Genomic DNA, 20,077 nt, shown 5'->3' with positions numbered 1-20,077 from the left:
AATTAATGAAAATGAACGTAATATCTAACTGATTTTAATCGGTAAAAAGAGTGTTTACATCGAAAACATGATTTTTTTCTTATAAATTCAAATGTTAAAATATAAATTTACATACGGTTTTCCCTTAAATCAGAGTGTTTCCCCCCAAACATTATGTATACAGATTTATCATAATATGAATAGGGCTATTAAAAATGAAAAAGGTGGAAAAAGTGATTATTAAAAATAGAAACTATAATAAGTTTCAAAACGTATTCCTACTTATCGTCATATATTGTTTTAGTACTTCAATTATATATGGCCAGGTAGAGGTGCCTCTTAAAAAGCGTACTGAATTAACGCTTAAAGGGGATTTCAAATTTGTATCTAATACAATTTTAGGTAAAGTAAGTAATGATGACGGATCTGGTGTTTTTGATCCCAATAAAAGCTATAACAATGGTGGATTGAACAATCAATTCAAAATGGGATTTATCGATATCGATAATGATACATCTACTTTTAACTCTAGCAGTGCTGATCTTAATATCGAATCCGAATGTAATGCTATAAAACATGTAGGCTTGTATTGGACAGCGTCATATGCTGATGCCAATCGTGAACATGATATCACATCAATCAAAATAAAATATCCAGGAGAAGAAACATACTCTACTATAACAAACGGAAAAATTATCCATGACTATTATAAGGATAAAGAATCTTTATTTCAACAATATTCTTGTTATAAAGATATTACTTCGGATGTTTTAAATCTAAAAAACCCTCAAGGGACCTATACGGTTGCTAATATTCCAGCAACTACGACTGAAGTAAATGATGATCCAATCCTGGGCAATGGATTAGCTGGTGGATGGACGATGGTTGTTATTTATGAGGATAATGCTAAACCAAGAAAAAGATTCTATGTTTATGATGGATTTGTAAATATTGACTCCAAAGCTAAACCCGTAGCCTTTTCTTTTAACAATTTTCAGACTATCCCAAATGGTGCTGTAAATGGAAAAATAGGTATTATTTCTTATGAAGGAGATAAAGGAATTATTGGAGATCGTTTTCAGGCTATGTCTAATGAAACAGGTAAATACAAAAGTCTTGCAGATGGAACTAATCCAATGAATAACTTTTTCAACGCAAATATCACTGAAAATGGAAAGAATGTAAAATCAAGAGTTCCTGCAAGTCAAAACACCTTAGGATACGATGCTGATTTATTTAATATAAAGAATGTACGAAATAGTATCATTGGCAACAATCAAACTGAAGCAAAATTTAGATTATTAACCGATAACGATGGATATTCTGTTACCGCTGTAGCATTTAGTATAGAAATATATGAACCCGCTATACATATTGTTAAAAGGTCTAAGTATACTGCAAATGATACTTATATTCACCCAGAAGATGTTTTAGCTCCAAAACAAGAGATAACATACCATCTTACAATACACAACGATGGTAATGATGATGCAAAAAATACAATCATTAAAGACATTCTGCCTAAGAATGTAATATTTTCTGAAAAGTCATTAGTTTTACCTTCTAAAAAGATCAAGACAAAATTTGATGATGCAACGAGAACATTGAGTTTTAGTGTACCAAATAAAATGGTTAAAACTGATAGTGAACCGTTTAAAATAAGTTATAATGTTATTGTAGACACTGGGTGCGAATCTATCAATACTATAGATGACATCTTAGTTGTTGATCAGCCTATAACTGCTGAATTTAATGGAACATTAAATGAAACAGTAAAGTACTCAAAGGGATATAACCATATCAACTCATGTAACTTGCCAGACTTTTATCAGTTTAAGCTTGCTATAGATATTAGTGAATTAAACTGTCCTAATGCAAATCGTCTTGCTTCTATTCCTAAAAAGAAAATGAATAACCATTTTGCAGCGGTAATACCTAGCGAATCTGATAAAGTTGATAAATCTAACAATACTCAAAGTGGCGGTATAGCACCCGGTGATGTAGTGCCTTCAAAGACTACTCCTAAATCTCCATTAAAATCAGAAATAAAATTAACCAAGACGATAAATGACCTTATTGATCTAAATGAAATCTATTTTGATTTTGATAAGTGGAACATAACTCCACAGGCTGAAAAGGAGTTAGATAGAGTTGTTCAAATTATGAATGAGGACTACCCAGATATGGTTATTAAAATAGAGACACATTCTGATAGCCGAGGAGGTGAAAATTATAATCTAACTCTTTCTCAAAAAAGAGCAGAATCAATTTACAATTATCTTCTAGGTAAAAACATTTCTAAAAACAGAATACTTTCCTATATAGGTTTTGGAGAAAGTCAACCTGTGAATGATTGTAAAGATGGTCAGGATTGTTCAGAAGATCAATATCAAAAGAACAGAAGATCTAGTTTTGTTATTATGTAACTAGTTAGTTAACTAGTATTATCAAGGAGACAGTCTTACTGTTTCCCAATCCTCATTTTTGATAAAAAATCTAATTCTATCATGTAATCGATTAGGTCTTCCTTGCCAAAACTCAAATTCTATAGGTTGTATGCGATATCCACCCCAAGATTCTGGCATAGGTATTTCTTTATTGTGATATTCGTCTTCTAAAGATTTAAGTTTTTTTTCTAGTTCAGTTCTTGATTCAATAATTTCGCTTTGATTAGAGGTCAAAGCTCCTATCTGACTACCTCTGGGGCGAGAACGAAAATATTTTAAGCTAGCTTGTTTATCTATTTTTTCTACTACCCCCTTAACAATCACTTGTCGCTCCAGATTGGGCCAAAAAAAAGAAATACACACTTTGTTATTATATGCTATAGCCTTTCCCTTTTCAGAATTATAATTGGTATAAAACACAAACCCATTATCGTCAAAATGTTTTAACAAGACAATTCTTGCTTTTGGAAAACCATCAGAACCTGTAGTTGTAATTGTCATAGCATTCGTCTCTTCCACTCCACCCTTTTCTTCAACTTCTTTGAACCACTGAGAAAAGAGTAAAATAGGAGTTTCCGGAAGATCACTTTCTTCTAAAAAACTCTTCTCATAAGATTTTCTATATGCTGTCAGATCTCTATTCATAATCAAAAATATAGTGCAATTTACTTATTTTAAAAAATAGAAAGTAATAAACGAACTAACAATTTTTGCCTAAAGTTGATAACTGTAAAATCAAAATTCAAAGACTTTACCATCATCTGCTATTTTAACATCTTGAAACACAGTTTTTGCCTCATCTCTAAACAACTCAATATTATCATATCTTGTAGAATAGTGTCCTAAGATTAGAGTTCCAACATTTGCCTTCTTAGCAATAGTTGCTGCTTCTATTGCAGAACTATGCCCTGTCTTGGCACATAAATGTTTATGGCTTTCTAAAAATGTAGATTCATGATACAGCACAGAAACATCTTTAATTAAGGGGATTTTTGCTTCATCATATTTTGTATCACTACAAAACGCATAACTTTTTGCTGGTTTTGGATCTTTAGTGAGTTCATTATTTGAAATTACTGTTCCGTCATCCAAAACTACATCTTTCCCTTTTTTTATAGATCTATAATATGCTTTATCAATATCATAGTTTAACACCTTATCAATCAATAATGTTCTATCACCTGATTTTTCACGAAACAAAAAGCCATTACAATATACTCTATGTTGCAAGGGTATGGTCGTTACGACTACCTTTTCATCTTCAAAAACTATTTCTGACTCTGTATTAGTCAATTCATGAAAATGCAAAGGATAATCTGTCCAGGAATTTGAAAGTTTCAATTGAAGCGTAATTGCTTCTTTAATCCCTTTAGGACCATGAATATGCAACGGTATATCTCTATTTAGTAGTCTAAACGTAGACACCAAACCAATCAAACCAAAGAAATGGTCACCATGAAGATGCGAAATAAAAATATGTTTAATTCTTGAAAATTTGATTTTATTTCGTCTTAATTCTACTTGGGTGCCTTCTCCACAATCAATTAAAAAAATATGATTATTTATTTCTAAAACTTGTGATGTTGGATTCGTAAAAGTTCTTGGAGTTGCTGAATAGCATCCTAAAATCGTAATTTTCAAAATTATCTTTCCTCTTTATTAAATAGGCTGTGAATATAATTCAATCTTAATTATAAATCAATCTAATGCCCAAAAGAATCGAATGAAGTTAATAAAGATATATAACCTTGTACATCCAAATCACTTCTATATCCTGTAGCACCAAGAACGACTCCTTCTTTATTAAGGATTAAAATCGCTGGAAACTGCTTCTTTTTATTATAGCGTTTTGCTAATTCTTTATTTTTATTTTTTTGCTCTTGTGAGATTTTGTTCTTTTTTCGCCTTGGAAAATCAGCTCTTAACCAAACATACTTTTGATGAGTGAAAGCTGCAAATTCTTCACTAGATAATAGGTTTCTTTCTAGCTTGATACAGGGAGGACACCAATCAGATCCAGTAAAAAACAATACAATTTTTTGGTCTTTTTCTTTGGCTAAAGCTAGCGCTTCATCCAAATCATATTTCCAATCCTGAGCTTTAAGATTCTGAGAAAAAAGCATAACAAATGCTACTAATAAAATTGGGGCTAATCTTTTCATAATGTATGAGACGAAAATTAATATAAGAAATTACAAAAAAATATTAGTTTTCTCAAAAACCAAGATCTCTTTCTATTTCTTCCATTTCTACCAAATCATACGCTTCCTGTAAAGTAGGTACAATTGTTATTTCAGCAGGGGCTTCATCATATGAAACCTTATTTGTAACAATCACAAAAGAGTGATTAGCTGATTTGTGAGTATTAGAAATTCTTAAAAATTCATTTAAATCACTTACTGAAATTTTTGCTAATGAAAATAAATTAACGATAATATTATCGTTTTTAAGCGTATCATACTTACTCTCCATTCCATTAACAAATTCAACGATTGTGGTTTTTTCTTGTGTTATTATAGTCGTAGAACCTTCCTTATTAAAAATCATAAATTACCGTTTAATTTTTGAAGCTAAAAGATATATTACTGCCATCCTCACTGCTACCCCATTTTGTACCTGATCTAATATAATGGCTTGATTAGAATCAGCAACATCACTCGTGATTTCTACTCCACGGTTGATAGGTCCTGGGTGCATTATTACAATGTCCTTATTAAGACTATCCAATACTTTTTTATTGACCCCAAATTGTTGAGTATATTCTCTTGTTGAAGGGAAGTAACTAATTTCCATTCGTTCATTTTGCACGCGTAGCATATTAGCCACATCGCACCATTCTAACGCTTTCTTGAGATTAGTTTCTACTCCCACACCTAATCTATCTATATATTTAGGAATTAAAGTTTTAGGTCCGCAGACTTTTACTTCTGCCCCTTGTAATTTTAATGCAAAAATATTAGATAACGCTACTCTTGAGTGTAAAATATCTCCTACAATTACTATCTTTTTACCACCTACACCCCCTAATCGTTCGCGTATTGAATATGAATCCAGCAAAGCTTGTGTTGGGTGTTCATGTGCTCCATCTCCAGCATTTACGATACTAGCTCCAACATGTTTTGATAAAAAAACTCCTGCCCCCGGATTTGGGTGACGCATGACCACCATATCTACTTTCATAGACAGGATATTATTTACCGTATCAATAAGCGTTTCTCCTTTTTTAACAGAAGAAGAAGCCGCAGAAAAATTAATTACATCTGCAGAAAGCCGTTTTTCTGCTAGTTCAAAAGATAATCTTGTTCGTGTGCTATTCTCAAAAAAAAGATTAGCTATTGTGATATCTCTAAGCGAAGGAACTTTTTTAATTGGTCGATTAATCACTTCTTTGAAATGATCGGCTGTCTCAAAGATAAGCTTAATATCATCTTTGTTTAGATATTTGATTCCTAGTAAGTGATTTACACTTAATTCGCTCATTTTCTATTTTAATTTATAATTTTAGTCTATTGATAAAAAGAACCTATTAACCAACAAGATACACAGCATCTTCTCCTTCATTTTCCACCCAATGTACTTTTACTTTCTCCTGATTAATTGCATCAACTTGCCTACCTCTATAATTTGGTTGTATTGGTAAATGTCTACTAAAGCGTCTATCAATCAGTGTTAATAATTCAATCTCCTGTGGTCTTCCAAAAGATTGCATCGCTGTTAAAGCTGCTCTAATACTTCGTCCTGTATACAGTACATCATCTATAAATACAACACGTTTGTCCTCAACCACAAAATCAATATTAGTCTTATTAGCTTCCAAAGGTTTTTCTCCTCTTCTAAAATCGTCTCTATAAAATGTAATATCAAGGTATCCTAGCTTTACACTAGTTAACTTATAATCTTCTTCTAAAATCCTTTTAATTCTATCTGCTAAAAATATTCCTCTAGGCTGAACACCAATCAAAACCGTATGCTCAAAATGTGTATGATTTTCGATTAATTGACAAGCCAAACGGTGCAGAATTATATCGATCTCTTTTGCACTAAGTAGTAATTTTTGACTCATAATCTCCAAATGGATATTTGGAATACAAAAGTAGTGAAATTTTAGAATAATACAATCCAATTTCTAAATAACATACCCCAAACAATCACAATCAAAATGCATGTTTATACCAATTAAAAACTAAAAATTATAAATAAATAATCAGAAGATTTTAATGAAGACATAAAAAAGGGTATTTTATATTCAATAAAATACCCTTTTTTATAGATTGTACTATCCCAATATTATTTTTCTAATAATAGAACAAATGAATTATCAGATATTGGAGAAACGCTATATTCTTTTACATTATTAAAGGCCTCAAGATACTTTTCTGCTTCTGCAAATGCAGTTTCCAGAGGACTCAATTCAGTAGCTTCCTTAACTACAATAGTCTTAGATATAAACCCACCATCAGTATATTCTATAGTTATTTTCCATTTCTTAACAGAATGAAAACTTGTAACTTTAGAAATCTTTTCTATTTTTTTAGTTTTTGGCTCATTACAAGACTTCTTTTCTTCTACACGTTCTATCTCTTTGTCATTTGTTAAAATAGACAAAATATTAGTTTCTTTAGCATTCGCCTGAATGGTTATTAAAAAACTCAAGATTACTACTATTTTTCTTTTAATACTTTTCATTTTAAAAAACAATTAAGATTCTTTTGCAATGCAAATATCAAGAGGTTTTTCTTCCAAAATCAGGCTAATACTAGTGAAAATCACACCCCCTTTTTCAGTGGGTATTTACCATCTATCAAAAGTCAATTAAAAATAGAGGGGGACTTAAGAAGTTTAATCAAAAAACAATAACATAAATTAAAAACTTATAGGTTATAGCAATTACAGTATGTACGGAGGAAAGAGTGAAAGGAAAAGATTCAAATTTTAAATATGTTCACCCTTAACAAAAGCCACTGTAAACGGGTAGGTTTAAAAAAAATTACACTGATTTTTAGTACCAATGACTTATTATTATTTTATAAAATATTCATTCCCACTTGTATCAATATATCCCCGCTTTCCGTTTTGTAATTCAAAATAAGCCAAATTATATTCAAAAATATCTAAACAAGAATACTTGATTACAGTAACGTCATGATAACCATAAAAGCCATCTTTTTTCACTCTAATCTTAGAGCTTCTATCTATAAAAACAGTATCATAAAAACGTATTGGTCGTGCCGTAAGATTATATAGATCTTGGATTGTAAATTTTTTATTTTTTTCTATAATAAACACTGGCGAAACATATGCACCTGAAGGGCAATCATACACAGTTAATGATCTCCTAGAGTTCAAGAAATATACGTCATCTGCCTTTTCTTTTGAAATAACGGTTACTACAACAGGCTGAGGGTCATCCTTATACTTTGCATTTCCGTCATCAATGTACTTTGCAAATACACGAAACTCTCCTTCTTCCTCTTCAATATAATATTGATTCGAAGATGTTGGCATACAAGGAATAGCCGAACACACTACATTGGATATGTCTATTTCTTTTAATTCTGAATCTAAAAAAGAAACATTTCCTTTGTTATCTAATATTTGTACAAAATCATTACACACTATAGAAACATAAACTAGTGAGTCATATAGTTTCTTTTTCTTATGTTCACTTATAATATAAAAAACACTATCAACCACACGTCTATACACCTTAAAATTATGTTGAGATATCACCAAAATATCTTGTTCTTGGCCGCATAAACCATTAATCCCTATAGTAAATACCATTAAGAGTATGAACACTTTTTTTTTCATAATTGAATTGCTTTGATGCTAAATTCTATATTATGAATCACAATTATTTCACTGTTTTCTGTGAAAAATTAAAACCTCATAAGATTATTCAATTGTTATAATCATATAAGTTTAAATCTTTAAAGAATTCTATCTTTTTAGTTTTATAAAAAAAAGACCGCTCAAAAGAGCGGTCTTAATTTATATATTGAAAAATAAGAAAACTAGTTTCCTCCTTTTTCCATTTTAGCTTTAAGATCTGCTAATGCATCGATATCACCAAGAGTAGTTTTCTCTGATGAACTAGCCGCTTTCTTAGCAGCTTGTTTTACGATCTTAGCTTCTTCTTCTTTGAATAAAGCTGTATGAGAAGCCACCACTCTTTTGAATTCTTTGTTGAATTCAATGATTTGGAATTCTGCCTCATCACCTTTTTTCAATTTACTTCCATCTTCTTTTTCAAGATGACGAGAAGGAACAAATGCAACGATATCTTCATTGAAGTCAATAGTAGCACCTTTGTCCACTATCTCTCCAATTGCAGCTGTATGCTTAGTTCCTAAAGCAAATTCAGTTTCATATTTATCCCAAGGATTTTCCTCAGTTTGCTTATGACCAAGGCTTAACTTACGTCCTTCTACATCAAGTTCAAGAACTACTACATCAAGAGTATCACCAACATTCGTAAAGTCAGATGGATGCTTAATTTTCTTAGTCCAAGAAAGATCAGAGATATAGATAAGACCATCAATACCTTCTTCAAGTTCTACAAACACACCAAAGTTAGTAAAGTTACGAACGATACCGTTATGCTTAGAACCTACAGGATATTTAGTAGTAATATCTGTCCAAGGATCTGGAGTTAATTGTTTGATACCAAGAGACATTTTACGCTCTTCTCTATCAAGTGTAAGGATAACTGCTTCTACAGGGTCACCAACTTTTACGAAATCTTGCGCAGAACGTAAGTGTGTAGACCAAGACATTTCAGAAACATGAATCAATCCTTCAACACCTTCTTCTACTTCGATAAATGCACCGTAATCTGCAATTACAACTACTTTACCTTTAACTTTATCACCTACTTTAAGTTCTTTATCAAGAGCTTCCCATGGGTGTGGTTTTAATTGCTTAAGACCTAATTGGATACGTGTTTTAGCCTCATCAAAGTCTAAGATTACCACGTTTAATTTCTGATCAAGTTCAACAATCTCATTTGGATGATTAATTCTTGACCAAGAAAGGTCTGTAATATGTACTAATCCATCAACTCCTCCAAGATCAACGAATACACCATAAGAAGTAACATTCTTAACAGTACCTTCTAATACTTGACCTTTTTCTAATTGACCAATAATTTCTTTTTTCTGCTCCTCGATATCTGCTTCGATAAGCGCTTTATGTGATACAACAACGTTTTTGAATTCGTGATTTATTTTTACCACTTTAAATTCCATTGTTTTACCAACATATGCATCATAATCACGGATTGGCTTCACATCAATTTGAGAACCTGGCAAGAAAGCTTCAATACCAAATACATCAACGATCATACCTCCTTTGGTTCTACACTTTACAAAACCGTTTACGATTTCACCCGTATCATGTGCACCATTTACTCTGTCCCATGCTTTGATTACACGAGCTTTACGGTGAGATAAAATTAATTGACCTGTAGCGTCTTCACGCACATCTATTAAAACTTCTACCTTATCACCTACTTTAAGATCTGGGTTATAACGAAATTCATTTAACGAAATAACACCTTCACTTTTTGCATTAATGTCGATGATAGCATCACGATCAGTAATATTAATTACGGTTCCGTCTACTACTTCATCATTTAGAGTATCTACAAAATTTTCTGCTACTAACTTTTCAAACTCTTCAAGTTTTGAATCAGCGATAGGATCTATCCCTTCTTCATAGTTGTGCCAGTTAAAATCTTTTAGAAATTGCTCAGGGTTTGCTTGTTGCGGAGTTTCAGCTACTGCTGGCTTCTCTACTTCCTGAACGTCTGTGTTTTTTGTTTCTTCAGACATTGAAGATAAAATTTGTATCCTGTATATTATTGAGAATCAATGCGAAAATTATACAGAAGCGTTAAAATTATTTATATACAACCCTTTTTATACTCTCTTACTCGCTAAAAAGGAGTGCAAAAGTACAATTTAATTTATTAGAAAACAAAACATTATAGATGTATACTAAAACTTAACGATCTCGAATTCGCTTCTTCGGTTTGTTTGATGATCATCCTCTGTACATGCTTTATTATCGCAGTCTATAAGTGGTTGAGATTCTCCAAATCCGATAAACTTCATTCTCCTAGCATTCACATATCCCACAAGTGCAAGATAATTACGTGTTGACTCTGCACGTTTTGTTGATAAAACCTGATTGTAGGAATCTGTTCCTCTACTATCTGTATGAGAACTTATTTTAATATACACCGTTTTATAACGTTCTAATTTAAGTGCTAGTTTGTCTAATACTTTTTTGGAGTCTGCACGTATATTCCATTTATCATAATCAAAATAAATAGGAGGCATTTTAAAGTAAAGTTTACCATTCTTTTCTATAACCGGTGGTCCATCTTTATCAGCCAGAAGAGTTTCTCTTAGTTTTGTCTTTGTGATCTCTTCCTTTTTACGTTCTGTGGAACTTTCATCGATCTTTGTACGCTCGGTATTATTTGAACTACTGGTATTTCTAGAGTTATTACTATTATTATCTTCTGTGGTAGTGATCTCATCCTTCTTACCTACTCTATCCAAATAGATCACATACACCTCCTCTTCCTTTTCTTTTGCGACCAAAGGTTTTGTTCTAGTTTTGTACCCTTCGGCAGAAGCTTTAAAATTATATCTTCCTGGAAATAATTTAAGGTCAAAAGCAGCTATAGAATCCAACTGGCTTTCATAAATTTTTTCATTATCATTATTGTACAAAATGGCATCTGCATTTGCTATATAATTATCAGATGCATAATCTCTAACTTCAAAACGAGCTCTATATTCTTTTGGAAAAATATCTCCGATCTGAGAAAAGGTATAAATATCGTCTCCAACCTTATTTCTGTTTGAAGCAAAAAAACCATCGGTATCATTATAATACGTCATAGAAAAATCATCGTAACTAGAATTGATAGGGGCTCCTAAATTAATTGGAGTTATAAGCCCTCCCAATTCTGAAACAAAAATATCCATCATGCCCAAACCTAAATGCCCATTTGAAGAAAAAAACAAATTACCTTCTCTTGAAATGAAAGGAAATTGCTCTCTATTTTCTGTATTTATTGATGGACCAAGATTTGTTGGTGATCCATAAGTACCATCCAAATTAACATCAACTACATAAATATCAAAATCTCCATACCCGCCAGGCATATTTGAACTAAAATATAACTTACTATCATCAGCACTTAATGATGGATGCACAACAGAATAATTAACATCATTAAAATCTAATTTTTCAGGGGTAGTCCACTTTCCGTCTATTTTGATAGCTTTATAAAGATGTACTGAATTATTTTTTATACTATCGAATTTCTTTTTTCCTTTCTCTGAATTACTTTTAGATATATACATTGTATTTCCATCTGCAGTAAAACAAAAATTTCCTTCATGAAGTTTTGAATTTATTTCTTTTGAAATTTTTTCTATTTCTGAAACAGGATTATTATCCTGATCAACTTTTACTGTATAAATATCCAAAAAAGGTCGATGTGTCCATTTATACTTTTTATCTAATGGACTATAAGCTTGTCTATCACTAGCAAAATATACTGTATCACCTTGTTTAATTGCTCCAAATTCTGAAGATTCAGAATTAAAAGACGCACTAGTTATAGTATAATCATCATCTTTTAGTTTAAAATCCTCTATAGTAGAAATTGCATCTGATGTACTAAAATCACGTACAGCATTATTTGTTTTATATAACGAAAGATATTCTATGGATTTTTCATATTCACCCAAGGCAGAAAGCACTTGATACATCATAAAATTATAACCATTATCATAGGCTTTATCTTTACCATAAAATTTACCTGAGGTCAAAACTTTAAGATATCTATATGCTTGTTTAAATTGAAATGTATTGTAATATGATGTTGCAATATTTTCAAGAATACTCTTAGTATATCCTTCTTGATTTAATTCTTCTTCATAGTGCTCCGCTGCATTTATATAATCTCCTTTTTCAAAAAAACGATCAGCTCTGCTTTTCTTTTGTGAAAAGGTAAACTGAGTGATCAGTATTGTTATTATCAGTACTATTTTAGTCTTTATCATTATTTAGAAAAATCTTGGAGAGGAATATTTATTACTGAACTTCAGCAAATCAAAATTAAATAGCATTACTATCTCGTGACTTCCATCATTATAACCACTTAAATCACTTACACTAAAGTCATAAGAGTATCCAATTTTAAGGTTTTGAGTGATATTAAATCCTGCTAATGCTATGAATGAATCTGTATATCGATAAGAAACTCCTAATTCAAATTTATCATATATTAATGAGTTTAACGACAGATCAAAAGTTAAAGGAGAATCCAAAACTTGTTTAATCACCATAGAAGGTTTTAATTTAACTTCGTCAACAAAGTCAAACACATAACCAGCAATACCATAAATATGTGTTTTTGTTTGCGCAACTCCAATACCATCAATATCAATATCACTGGGAAGCAAATTCGGAGAAGAAATACCAGCATAAAAATTACTAGTAAACAAATACAAGCCCGCTCCAATATTTAATTGTGTTGTTGACGTATTATCAGCAAATGCAGGATCTGATGCTACATTAGAACCTGATGGGTCAATTTTAAAATTATTAACCCCCGCTTTTAATCCATAAGATAACCTTGCTTGATCCGAAATCTTAGTGATATATGCAAAATCTATGTTTATATAATCATTATTCACAGGAATAGCATCGCCAATCCTATCATTTACATAATTAACACTTAATTCTATTTTTTCACTCATAGGAATATTACCAAATACATTAGCCGTTTGTGGTGCACCTTCAATACCTGTCCACTGTCTTCTATACAAAAGCCCTGTAGAAATCAGACCACTTTGAGCTGTAGCATATGCTGGATTCACCGTACTCATATTATACATGTATTGAGAATACTGTGGTTCCTGTTGCGCATGTATTACCAAACAGAAAACTATGGTTATAACAAAAAATAATTTTAACTTCATTTGTTTATCTGCTTAAGTAAAAACTTCCTTGTATCGGAATATTATTTTCAAAATTCGGAGAAAAAATATAGAAATACGTGCCAGAGGGAAGATCATCTCCTAATCGTACAGACACATTACTTTCTCCTCTAAACTCTTCTGTATTATTATTTCCTTCATATACAAGGCTACCATATCGGTTAAATATTTTTATATCAAAATCGGGAAATGCTTCTGGAATATTATACACCTCTTCTATCAGTAAATCAAAAGTATCATTTTGACCATCTCCATTAGGAGAAACTCCATCCTGAAAATCCAATGTACATAGCTCTCCTGTTGATGACCTTTCTCCAGTATTTAATATTGTGATCATCACCTCAAGGCGTTCAGACTCACAGTTATCAACATCTACGGTTGCTATATAATACACTTGGTTATCCAAGAGAATTGGATTATCTATAATAGGTGTTTCACTTTCTTGCGTAGCATACCAATTATAATTTAATACATCAACCTCTATATCCTCTAGTCGAACTGCATCAAGGATACAAAATTCTTGGGCAGGTACATTTGGAATTGGTAAATCTATAATTTGAACAGAAACATTTAGAGATGATTCATCACATGGTGCGGCATTTCTTACTACATATCTAAAATTATAAATAGCACTAGTAAGTGTTGCAAATTCTAATACCCCGTCTGCACTTAAAGCTCCTGTATTATCTGTGTCTTCAAAAACACCTGTACGCGGAGTATCCCTATCTAAGAGTGAATATAGATTCACCCTACCATCTATTTTACAAAAAGTTTCACTTCTATCATTACCTATTTCTACAGGGTCCACGATTGTAACAACTACCTTAGATTGATCTGATGTAGAACATCCCGCATTGTCTGGAATCATATATATGTATTCTCCTGCTCCCAAAACCGGCAGAAAAACATCACTAGCATCAAAAACACCTAAATGATCTGGTGAAACATATCCAAAAGGACCTGCCCAGGTACCTGTTGTATCCGGAGTGCCTCCTAAGAGATCAAAAAGAGTTACTGTCAAATTATCAGAGCAAACTGTTGTACCTCCATCTTCTCCCGCATTAGGTAATTTATTAATGGTCAGTGCTAAATCTGCAGTCTCTGTACATCCTCCGGTACTAACTGTTGTATAGGTAAAATTAAATGTTTGTGCTACATCACTTATTGGAAAAACAAAAGTATTATTGATAACAGCTCCAGCAGAATTTGTCCAAACACCAGTGTTAGCTATTGGAGTTCCATCTGTATCTAGTAAACTCCTAAGGTTAACTTGTCCTATAGACTCACAAACATTAATCATTGTATCTTCACCTGGATAGTCAGGCTCAAAAATTTGAATTTCTACACGAGCAGTAAGAACATCACAAGGATGTTCGCAATATAAAGGTAAAAGTGGGTCCGTTTGTAATGGGTCACAAACACTATCACCCAAAGCAGAACTATTGATTCTAGGGCTCACCCCAAATTCAAAAATATAAGTCCCAGGTATTGCTCCAAAAACATTTATATTTCCTCTATGCGAATATAATTTTTCTGGTACTTTAGGATTTGGTCTAAGCAATTCTACCAACTCAACATTGGATGATCCCGAAATTTGACGCCAATTAGTATGAACGTCACTATCATAAACAAATGGTTGTCCATTCTCTGTTGTAAACTCTAACAAATCGAATAAATCTATACTTTCCCCTGAGATTTCATTATTACAAATTTGAAAAGGACCACTTTGATTAAATGGTCGAAGTTCTTCATAGAAAGCAAAACTAACAGTTGATTTCTGATCAACACAAACTGCCGAACGTTGAGCAACAGCATACTCAAAATCATACCTTTGAAACCCAAATCGCAAATTATTCCCTCCATCTATTAGATTATCATAAATAGTTCTCAAATTAATCATTGAGTCGTTCTCATTTTCGATTTCTCCTGTAGGTTCTGAGAGCCAGGTCCCTTCAATGTCTTCTCCTTCCAGATATACATCATCCCTTAAGTTTATATCAGCATCATATACTCCCGCTAACATGTCATCTTCACAAATTTGTATAAATTTAGAAGTTCCAGAATCTACTTGCCGAACCATAGCAATTCTTACTGTTGTCTGTTGAGGCGTAGAACAACCTAAAACACCTTCAACTGTATACGTTAATTCAAAAACCTCTTGATCTACCAAAGGAAGGCCAGGTTGATAAGGAATTTCAACATTAAGTTGCGAACCAGAAATTCCTATAAAACTGGGACTTGATCCGTTATAAGTCCATTCCCCATTTAAATGAGGCGAAGGTATTGTACTATTAATAAGGAAGGCATTAAATAAATTAAACCCTCCTTCATCACATCCTTGAGCATTTATATTTAATGGTCCGGATGGTGGTAAAGCAACCCCAGAATATGGACCTAAAATCAATCTGGCTGTTCTAAAAGGGACATCTCCACAAGTTGCATTTTTTAACTCAAAAAAATAATCATTTTGTGTTAATATTGTTGTTGAATTTTTCAATGCCCAAGTAGATAGATTACCAGTTGAAATATCAAATGCAACACTAAATCTAGGGTCTATATTCCAAACTCCGTCTGCTGGAGTCGTTCCTGTTTCTGCATATAAGTTGATAACACCATCAGGAGTACCATCCATATCAAAATCTACATTCTCCATGTCACATTCTTCTATTGTGATCAACCCAAGATCACATTGTGCTGATGTTGTCTGAAAAATTAAGAAGAGGAAAAATATAAAAAGTAATAGTTTATCTATAGGTTTCAAAATTGATTAGTTTAGCTTACGAAATTAAAAAAATATATTATAAACAAGTAAAAGTACGATGGCTTTAACTCATTATGATTTTCAATACAATAAACTACGACCTTGTTTTTAAAACATTTACAATATCATTCAAAGTGTACCCCTTTGCCTGAAGGAGTATGAGGTAATGAAATAGTAAATCTGCACTTTCGTTTAAAAACAATTCTTCATTATCGTCCTTTGCCTCAATAACAACCTCTACCGCTTCTTCACCAACCTTTTGCGCTATTTTATTGATTCCTTTTCTAAATAAAGAAGCTACATAAGAATTTTCATCATTTTGATTTTCTTTCCTATCTCGTATAACTTCCTCTAATTCAGACAAAAAACCAAAAGATTGATTATTATCTTCGTTCCAGCATGTATCTGACCCTGTATGACAAGTTGGTCCTTCTGGAGTAACCAAAATCAACAACGTATCATTATCGCAGTCACTGTTAATGTCTTCAAGATGTAAAATGTTACCACTCTTTTCGCCTTTTGTCCATAATCTTTGTTTTGAGCGGCTAAAAAAAGTAACTTTCTTAGTCTCTATAGTCTTTGTATATGCTTCTTCATTCATATACCCCAGCATTAATACATTTTTAGTCAAGGCATCCTGAATAATAGCAGGTACGAGACCATCGTCATTTTTATTAAAATCTATTTTCATCGTTCTATCTTCTCTTTGTAGGTTTGGATTTTTTTAAATTAAATTTATGTTTTGAATTTCAGCCTTTAGTTTATCCTGAGTTATGTCAAAGGACCGGAATTACAAATTTGTTATAATCGTACAGGAATATCATTATTCCTTAATTCTTTTTTCAACGTTTCAATTTCAATTTCTTTAAAATGAAAAACACTTGCAGCTAATGCTGCATCAGATTTGCCTTCTTTAAAAGTATCTACAAAATGTTGAATAGTACCGGCACCCCCAGATGCTATTATCGGAATATTTAATGTTGATGACAACTTAGATAATGCTTCATTAGCAAATCCATCTTTGGTGCCATCATTATCCATAGAAGTAAAAAGAATCTCTCCTGCTCCTCGTTTTTCAACTTCTTTGGCCCAATCAAACAAATCCAGTTCTGTAGGCACTTTACCTCCTACAAGATGTACTTTCCAGGAACCATCTATCTGTTTTGCATCTATAGCCACCGTGATACATTGAGATCCAAATTTACCTGCTAAATCATTGATTAATTGTGGATTTTTTACTGCCGAAGAATTTATCGATACTTTATCTGCTCCATTTTGCAGTAAAATATCCACATCTTCTATCGAAGATATACCTCCTCCTACAGTAAAAGGAATATTTACTCTTTCTGCAACTCTTAGTACCAAATTAGCTAATGTCTTACGCCTTTCTTCTGTTGCAGAAATATCAAGAAAGACTAATTCATCTGCTCCAGCATTAGAATATATTTCTGCAAGTTCTACAGGGTCACCAGCATCTCGTAGATCAACAAAATTGACTCCTTTTACAGTTCTTCCGTTTTTGATATCAAGACACGGAACGATTCGTTTTGTTAGCATTATTATTCGTTTTTTATATTGAGATCGATTCCATCATAGAACCCTAAACTCTTTTTATCTTTTAATTGCTTTGTCCAGAAAGCTATTTGCCCAGTATGATAAGAATAGTGCTCTGCTACATGAATTAAGATTCCTATTCCCGAAAATACAAACCCTTGCACTTCTCGTTCTTTAAGTAACTCAGATACAGAAACATTTTGAATAGTGTTTTTTGCTTCATCAACTGTATCCATTAGTTTTTCTAAAAGCTCTTTTTTTGAATATCCTTCCTCCGCTTCAAACTCAGCATCTCTTTGTCTTTTATCCTGTTTATTTCCTAAAGAAGCTATAGCATATTGCGTAATGTTTCCGCAAAGATGTAAAATCAAATTACCTACGCTGTTGGAATTGGTATTTGGTCTTTTCCAAACATCTTCTTCTATAAGTTGCTCAAAACTTAAGGTGATCATCCTCGTACTTTCGTTCATTCGATAGATGATTTGCTTCGAAAATTCTTTTGCTACTTCCTGATTCATTGTTATGTTTTTGAAAGAATAAAATCTTCTAATTGTTTTAAACTAATTCTATTTTCATAAATAGCTTTTCCTATTATGGTTCCTTCACAACCAAGTGTTGCAAGTTTTGGTAATTCATCAAATGTAGAAATCCCACCAGAAGCAATTAATTTAAGATCATTCGTTTCTTTTAATATCCTTTCATACAAATCAAACGAAGGTCCCTGAAGCATTCCATCTTTACTAATATCAGTACAAATTACATAACTCACATTTTCTTTTTGATATGCCGTAATAAAAGGAATCAATTCTTTATCACTTTCTTCCAACCACCCACTAACGGCTATTTTTTCGTTATTAGCATCTGCTCCTAAAATTATTTTATCGGCGCCAAACTTAACTATCCAAGAAATAAATGTTTCTGGATCCTTAACAGCAATACTACCTCCTGTAATTTGGTTAGCACCACTCTCAAAAGCAATTCTAAGGTCATTATCTGTTTTTAACCCTCCTCCAAAATCAATCTTTAAGTTTGTTTTGGATGCGATTTGTTCTAAAACCTTATGATTTACAATATGTTTTGATTTTGCTCCATCCAGATCTACCAAATGTAAATATTCAATCCCATGCGCTTCAAACTCTTTGGCTACTTCTAACGGGTTTTCATTATATATCTTCTTAGTGTTATAATCTCCTTTTGAAAGACGAACACATTTTCCGTCAATAATATCTATTGCTGGTATTATTCTCATTGGTTATTTTATAGTTATAAGTGCTTAGTACAAAGTATTAAGTTTTTTCAATACTCCTTTGAAGCGAATAATTCATCTTCTTAATTTCTGCACATAAGTTTAACAATTTTTCTACTTTATCTTTTGATGTAAATTTTAGTCTTATAACTAAAATTAATTGAGTTTCTAGTTCTGTAGTAGAACCATTTGCTATACTTAAAAAACGAATAAACTCTTTATTAGAATTCCTACCAGCTCCTTCTGCAATATTTGATGGTATAGAAACACTACATCTTTTTATTTGAGATATTAATCCAAATTTCTCCTCATCTGGTAATTTTTTTGTTAAAGCATATACTTCTTCCACCAATTCCATTGCTTTATTCCATATTTTTAATTCTTGATATTTATTCATTTAAATCTAATAACACCAAAATAAAACTTATAATTACTTTATACTATTTACTTGATACTAAGAAAATTCAAAAGAATTTTCTCCCCTACAACGCTGCTCTTTTCAGGGTGAAACTGAGTTCCATAAAAATTATCTTTATGTAAAGCTGTACTATACTTTATTCCGTACTGAGTTTCTGCAACCGTATCTTTTGTTATAGGGGCATAATAACTATGTACAAGATAAATATGTTCTTTTTCTTTTATACCTTCAAATAAAGGTGAATCCAGGTTTTCTATTTGATTCCATCCTATTTGTGGTACTTTGACTTCATTATTAAAACGAACTACATCTGTATCAAAAATACTTAATCCTTGTGTATTACCTTCTTCTGTATATCTGCACATAAGCTGCATTCCTAAACAAATCCCTAATACAGGCTGTTTGAGTTCTGGTACTAAATTATCCAACCCTGAAGCTCTAAGCTTCTGCATTGCGCTACTCGCTTCTCCTACTCCTGGAAAGATCACTTTATCTGCTGATTTGATCTCTTGCGGATCATCACTTAACACAGCTTCGTATCCTAATCGTTGAATTGCAAATTTTATAGATTGAATATTTCCTGCCCCGTAGTTTATAATTACTATTTTCATTAGATCTGTCATTCCGGCGTAGGCCGGAATCTTTTTA

The 20,077-nt window shown here is 32.1% G+C and carries 18 protein-coding genes and 1 pseudogene; 1 reads left to right on the top strand and 18 read right to left on the bottom strand.

All coding sequences use genetic code 11. The annotated features are described in order from the left end of the window. Nucleotides 1-194 precede the first annotated feature (194 nt). Complete coding sequence (locus tag PQF96_RS18180) at nt 195-2,405, top strand: OmpA family protein (RefSeq protein ID WP_271767700.1); 2,211 nt, start codon at nt 195-197, stop codon at nt 2,403-2,405. A gap of 21 nt (nt 2,406-2,426) precedes the next feature. On the opposite strand, the gene pdxH is transcribed toward PQF96_RS18180, so the two are convergent. The 18 genes and pseudogenes from pdxH to hisH form a co-directional block, all read right to left on the bottom strand. After that, nucleotides 2,427-3,071 (bottom strand): pyridoxamine 5'-phosphate oxidase, encoded by a 645-nt coding sequence (pdxH, locus tag PQF96_RS18175; protein ID WP_109437523.1) that lies wholly within the window; start codon nt 3,069-3,071, stop codon nt 2,427-2,429. Nucleotides 3,072-3,161: 90 nt separating this feature from the next. Beyond that, complete coding sequence (locus PQF96_RS18170) at nt 3,162-4,067, bottom strand: ribonuclease Z (protein WP_271767699.1); 906 nt, start codon at nt 4,065-4,067, stop codon at nt 3,162-3,164. Between the two features lie 62 nt (nt 4,068-4,129). After that, the gene (locus tag PQF96_RS18165; protein WP_235010994.1) at nt 4,130-4,588 is read right to left on the bottom strand and encodes a thioredoxin family protein; all 459 of its coding nucleotides are present in this window, start codon (nt 4,586-4,588) and stop codon (nt 4,130-4,132) included. A 52-nt stretch (nt 4,589-4,640) separates the two neighbouring features. Continuing rightward, a complete protein-coding gene (locus tag PQF96_RS18160; RefSeq protein WP_109437525.1) occupies nt 4,641-4,973 on the bottom strand; it encodes a ribonuclease Z in 333 nt (110 codons plus the stop codon). A 3-nt stretch (nt 4,974-4,976) separates the two neighbouring features. Further along, on the bottom strand, nt 4,977-5,906 hold the full coding sequence (locus PQF96_RS18155) for an aspartate carbamoyltransferase catalytic subunit (protein ID WP_109437526.1): 930 nt from the start codon (nt 5,904-5,906) through the stop codon (nt 4,977-4,979). A 46-nt stretch (nt 5,907-5,952) separates the two neighbouring features. Beyond that, nucleotides 5,953-6,489, bottom strand: a complete 537-nt coding sequence (gene pyrR / locus PQF96_RS18150) for a bifunctional pyr operon transcriptional regulator/uracil phosphoribosyltransferase PyrR (RefSeq protein ID WP_109437527.1) — start codon at nt 6,487-6,489, stop codon at nt 5,953-5,955. Between the two features lie 224 nt (nt 6,490-6,713). Further along, a complete protein-coding gene (locus tag PQF96_RS18145; protein WP_271767698.1) occupies nt 6,714-7,112 on the bottom strand; it encodes a hypothetical protein in 399 nt (132 codons plus the stop codon). A gap of 333 nt (nt 7,113-7,445) precedes the next feature. Further along, complete coding sequence (locus PQF96_RS18140) at nt 7,446-8,237, bottom strand: hypothetical protein (RefSeq protein ID WP_271767697.1); 792 nt, start codon at nt 8,235-8,237, stop codon at nt 7,446-7,448. Between the two features lie 203 nt (nt 8,238-8,440). Then, nucleotides 8,441-10,258, bottom strand: coding sequence for a 30S ribosomal protein S1 (gene rpsA / locus PQF96_RS18135; protein ID WP_109437530.1), 1,818 nt, complete (start codon nt 10,256-10,258; stop codon nt 8,441-8,443). Nucleotides 10,259-10,423: 165 nt separating this feature from the next. Continuing rightward, nucleotides 10,424-12,511, bottom strand: coding sequence for an OmpA family protein (locus PQF96_RS18130; RefSeq protein WP_143915110.1), 2,088 nt, complete (start codon nt 12,509-12,511; stop codon nt 10,424-10,426). A gap of 3 nt (nt 12,512-12,514) precedes the next feature. Continuing rightward, entirely contained in the window at nt 12,515-13,432 is a 918-nt protein-coding gene (locus PQF96_RS18125; protein ID WP_109437532.1) for a PorP/SprF family type IX secretion system membrane protein, read from the bottom strand. Nucleotides 13,433-13,436: 4 nt separating this feature from the next. Next, entirely contained in the window at nt 13,437-16,211 is a 2,775-nt protein-coding gene (locus tag PQF96_RS18120; protein WP_271767696.1) for a gliding motility-associated C-terminal domain-containing protein, read from the bottom strand. A gap of 94 nt (nt 16,212-16,305) precedes the next feature. Further along, nucleotides 16,306-16,905 (bottom strand): annotated as a pseudogene (gene hisIE / locus PQF96_RS18115) (bifunctional phosphoribosyl-AMP cyclohydrolase/phosphoribosyl-ATP diphosphatase HisIE); the annotation flags it as partial. A gap of 107 nt (nt 16,906-17,012) precedes the next feature. Further along, nucleotides 17,013-17,768, bottom strand: a complete 756-nt coding sequence (gene hisF, locus PQF96_RS18110) for an imidazole glycerol phosphate synthase subunit HisF (RefSeq protein ID WP_109437534.1) — start codon at nt 17,766-17,768, stop codon at nt 17,013-17,015. A gap of 2 nt (nt 17,769-17,770) precedes the next feature. Continuing rightward, the gene (locus PQF96_RS18105) at nt 17,771-18,283 is read right to left on the bottom strand and encodes a DinB family protein (RefSeq protein WP_271767695.1); all 513 of its coding nucleotides are present in this window, start codon (nt 18,281-18,283) and stop codon (nt 17,771-17,773) included. Between the two features lie 2 nt (nt 18,284-18,285). Then, entirely contained in the window at nt 18,286-19,014 is a 729-nt protein-coding gene (gene hisA, locus PQF96_RS18100) for a 1-(5-phosphoribosyl)-5-[(5-phosphoribosylamino)methylideneamino]imidazole-4-carboxamide isomerase (RefSeq protein ID WP_271767694.1), read from the bottom strand. Nucleotides 19,015-19,051: 37 nt separating this feature from the next. Further along, nucleotides 19,052-19,408, bottom strand: a complete 357-nt coding sequence (locus tag PQF96_RS18095) for a four helix bundle protein (protein ID WP_271767693.1) — start codon at nt 19,406-19,408, stop codon at nt 19,052-19,054. A gap of 47 nt (nt 19,409-19,455) precedes the next feature. Beyond that, a complete protein-coding gene (gene hisH, locus PQF96_RS18090; RefSeq protein ID WP_271767692.1) occupies nt 19,456-20,040 on the bottom strand; it encodes an imidazole glycerol phosphate synthase subunit HisH in 585 nt (194 codons plus the stop codon). Between the last annotated feature and the right edge of the window lie 37 nt (nt 20,041-20,077).

Origin of the sequence: Aquimarina algiphila (assembly GCF_947494415.1) — a bacterium.
Lineage (GTDB): Bacteria > Bacteroidota > Bacteroidia > Flavobacteriales > Flavobacteriaceae > Aquimarina > Aquimarina algiphila.
The sequence above is the reverse complement of the archived record's forward strand: the minus strand, read 5'-3'. Positions and strand labels throughout refer to the sequence as shown.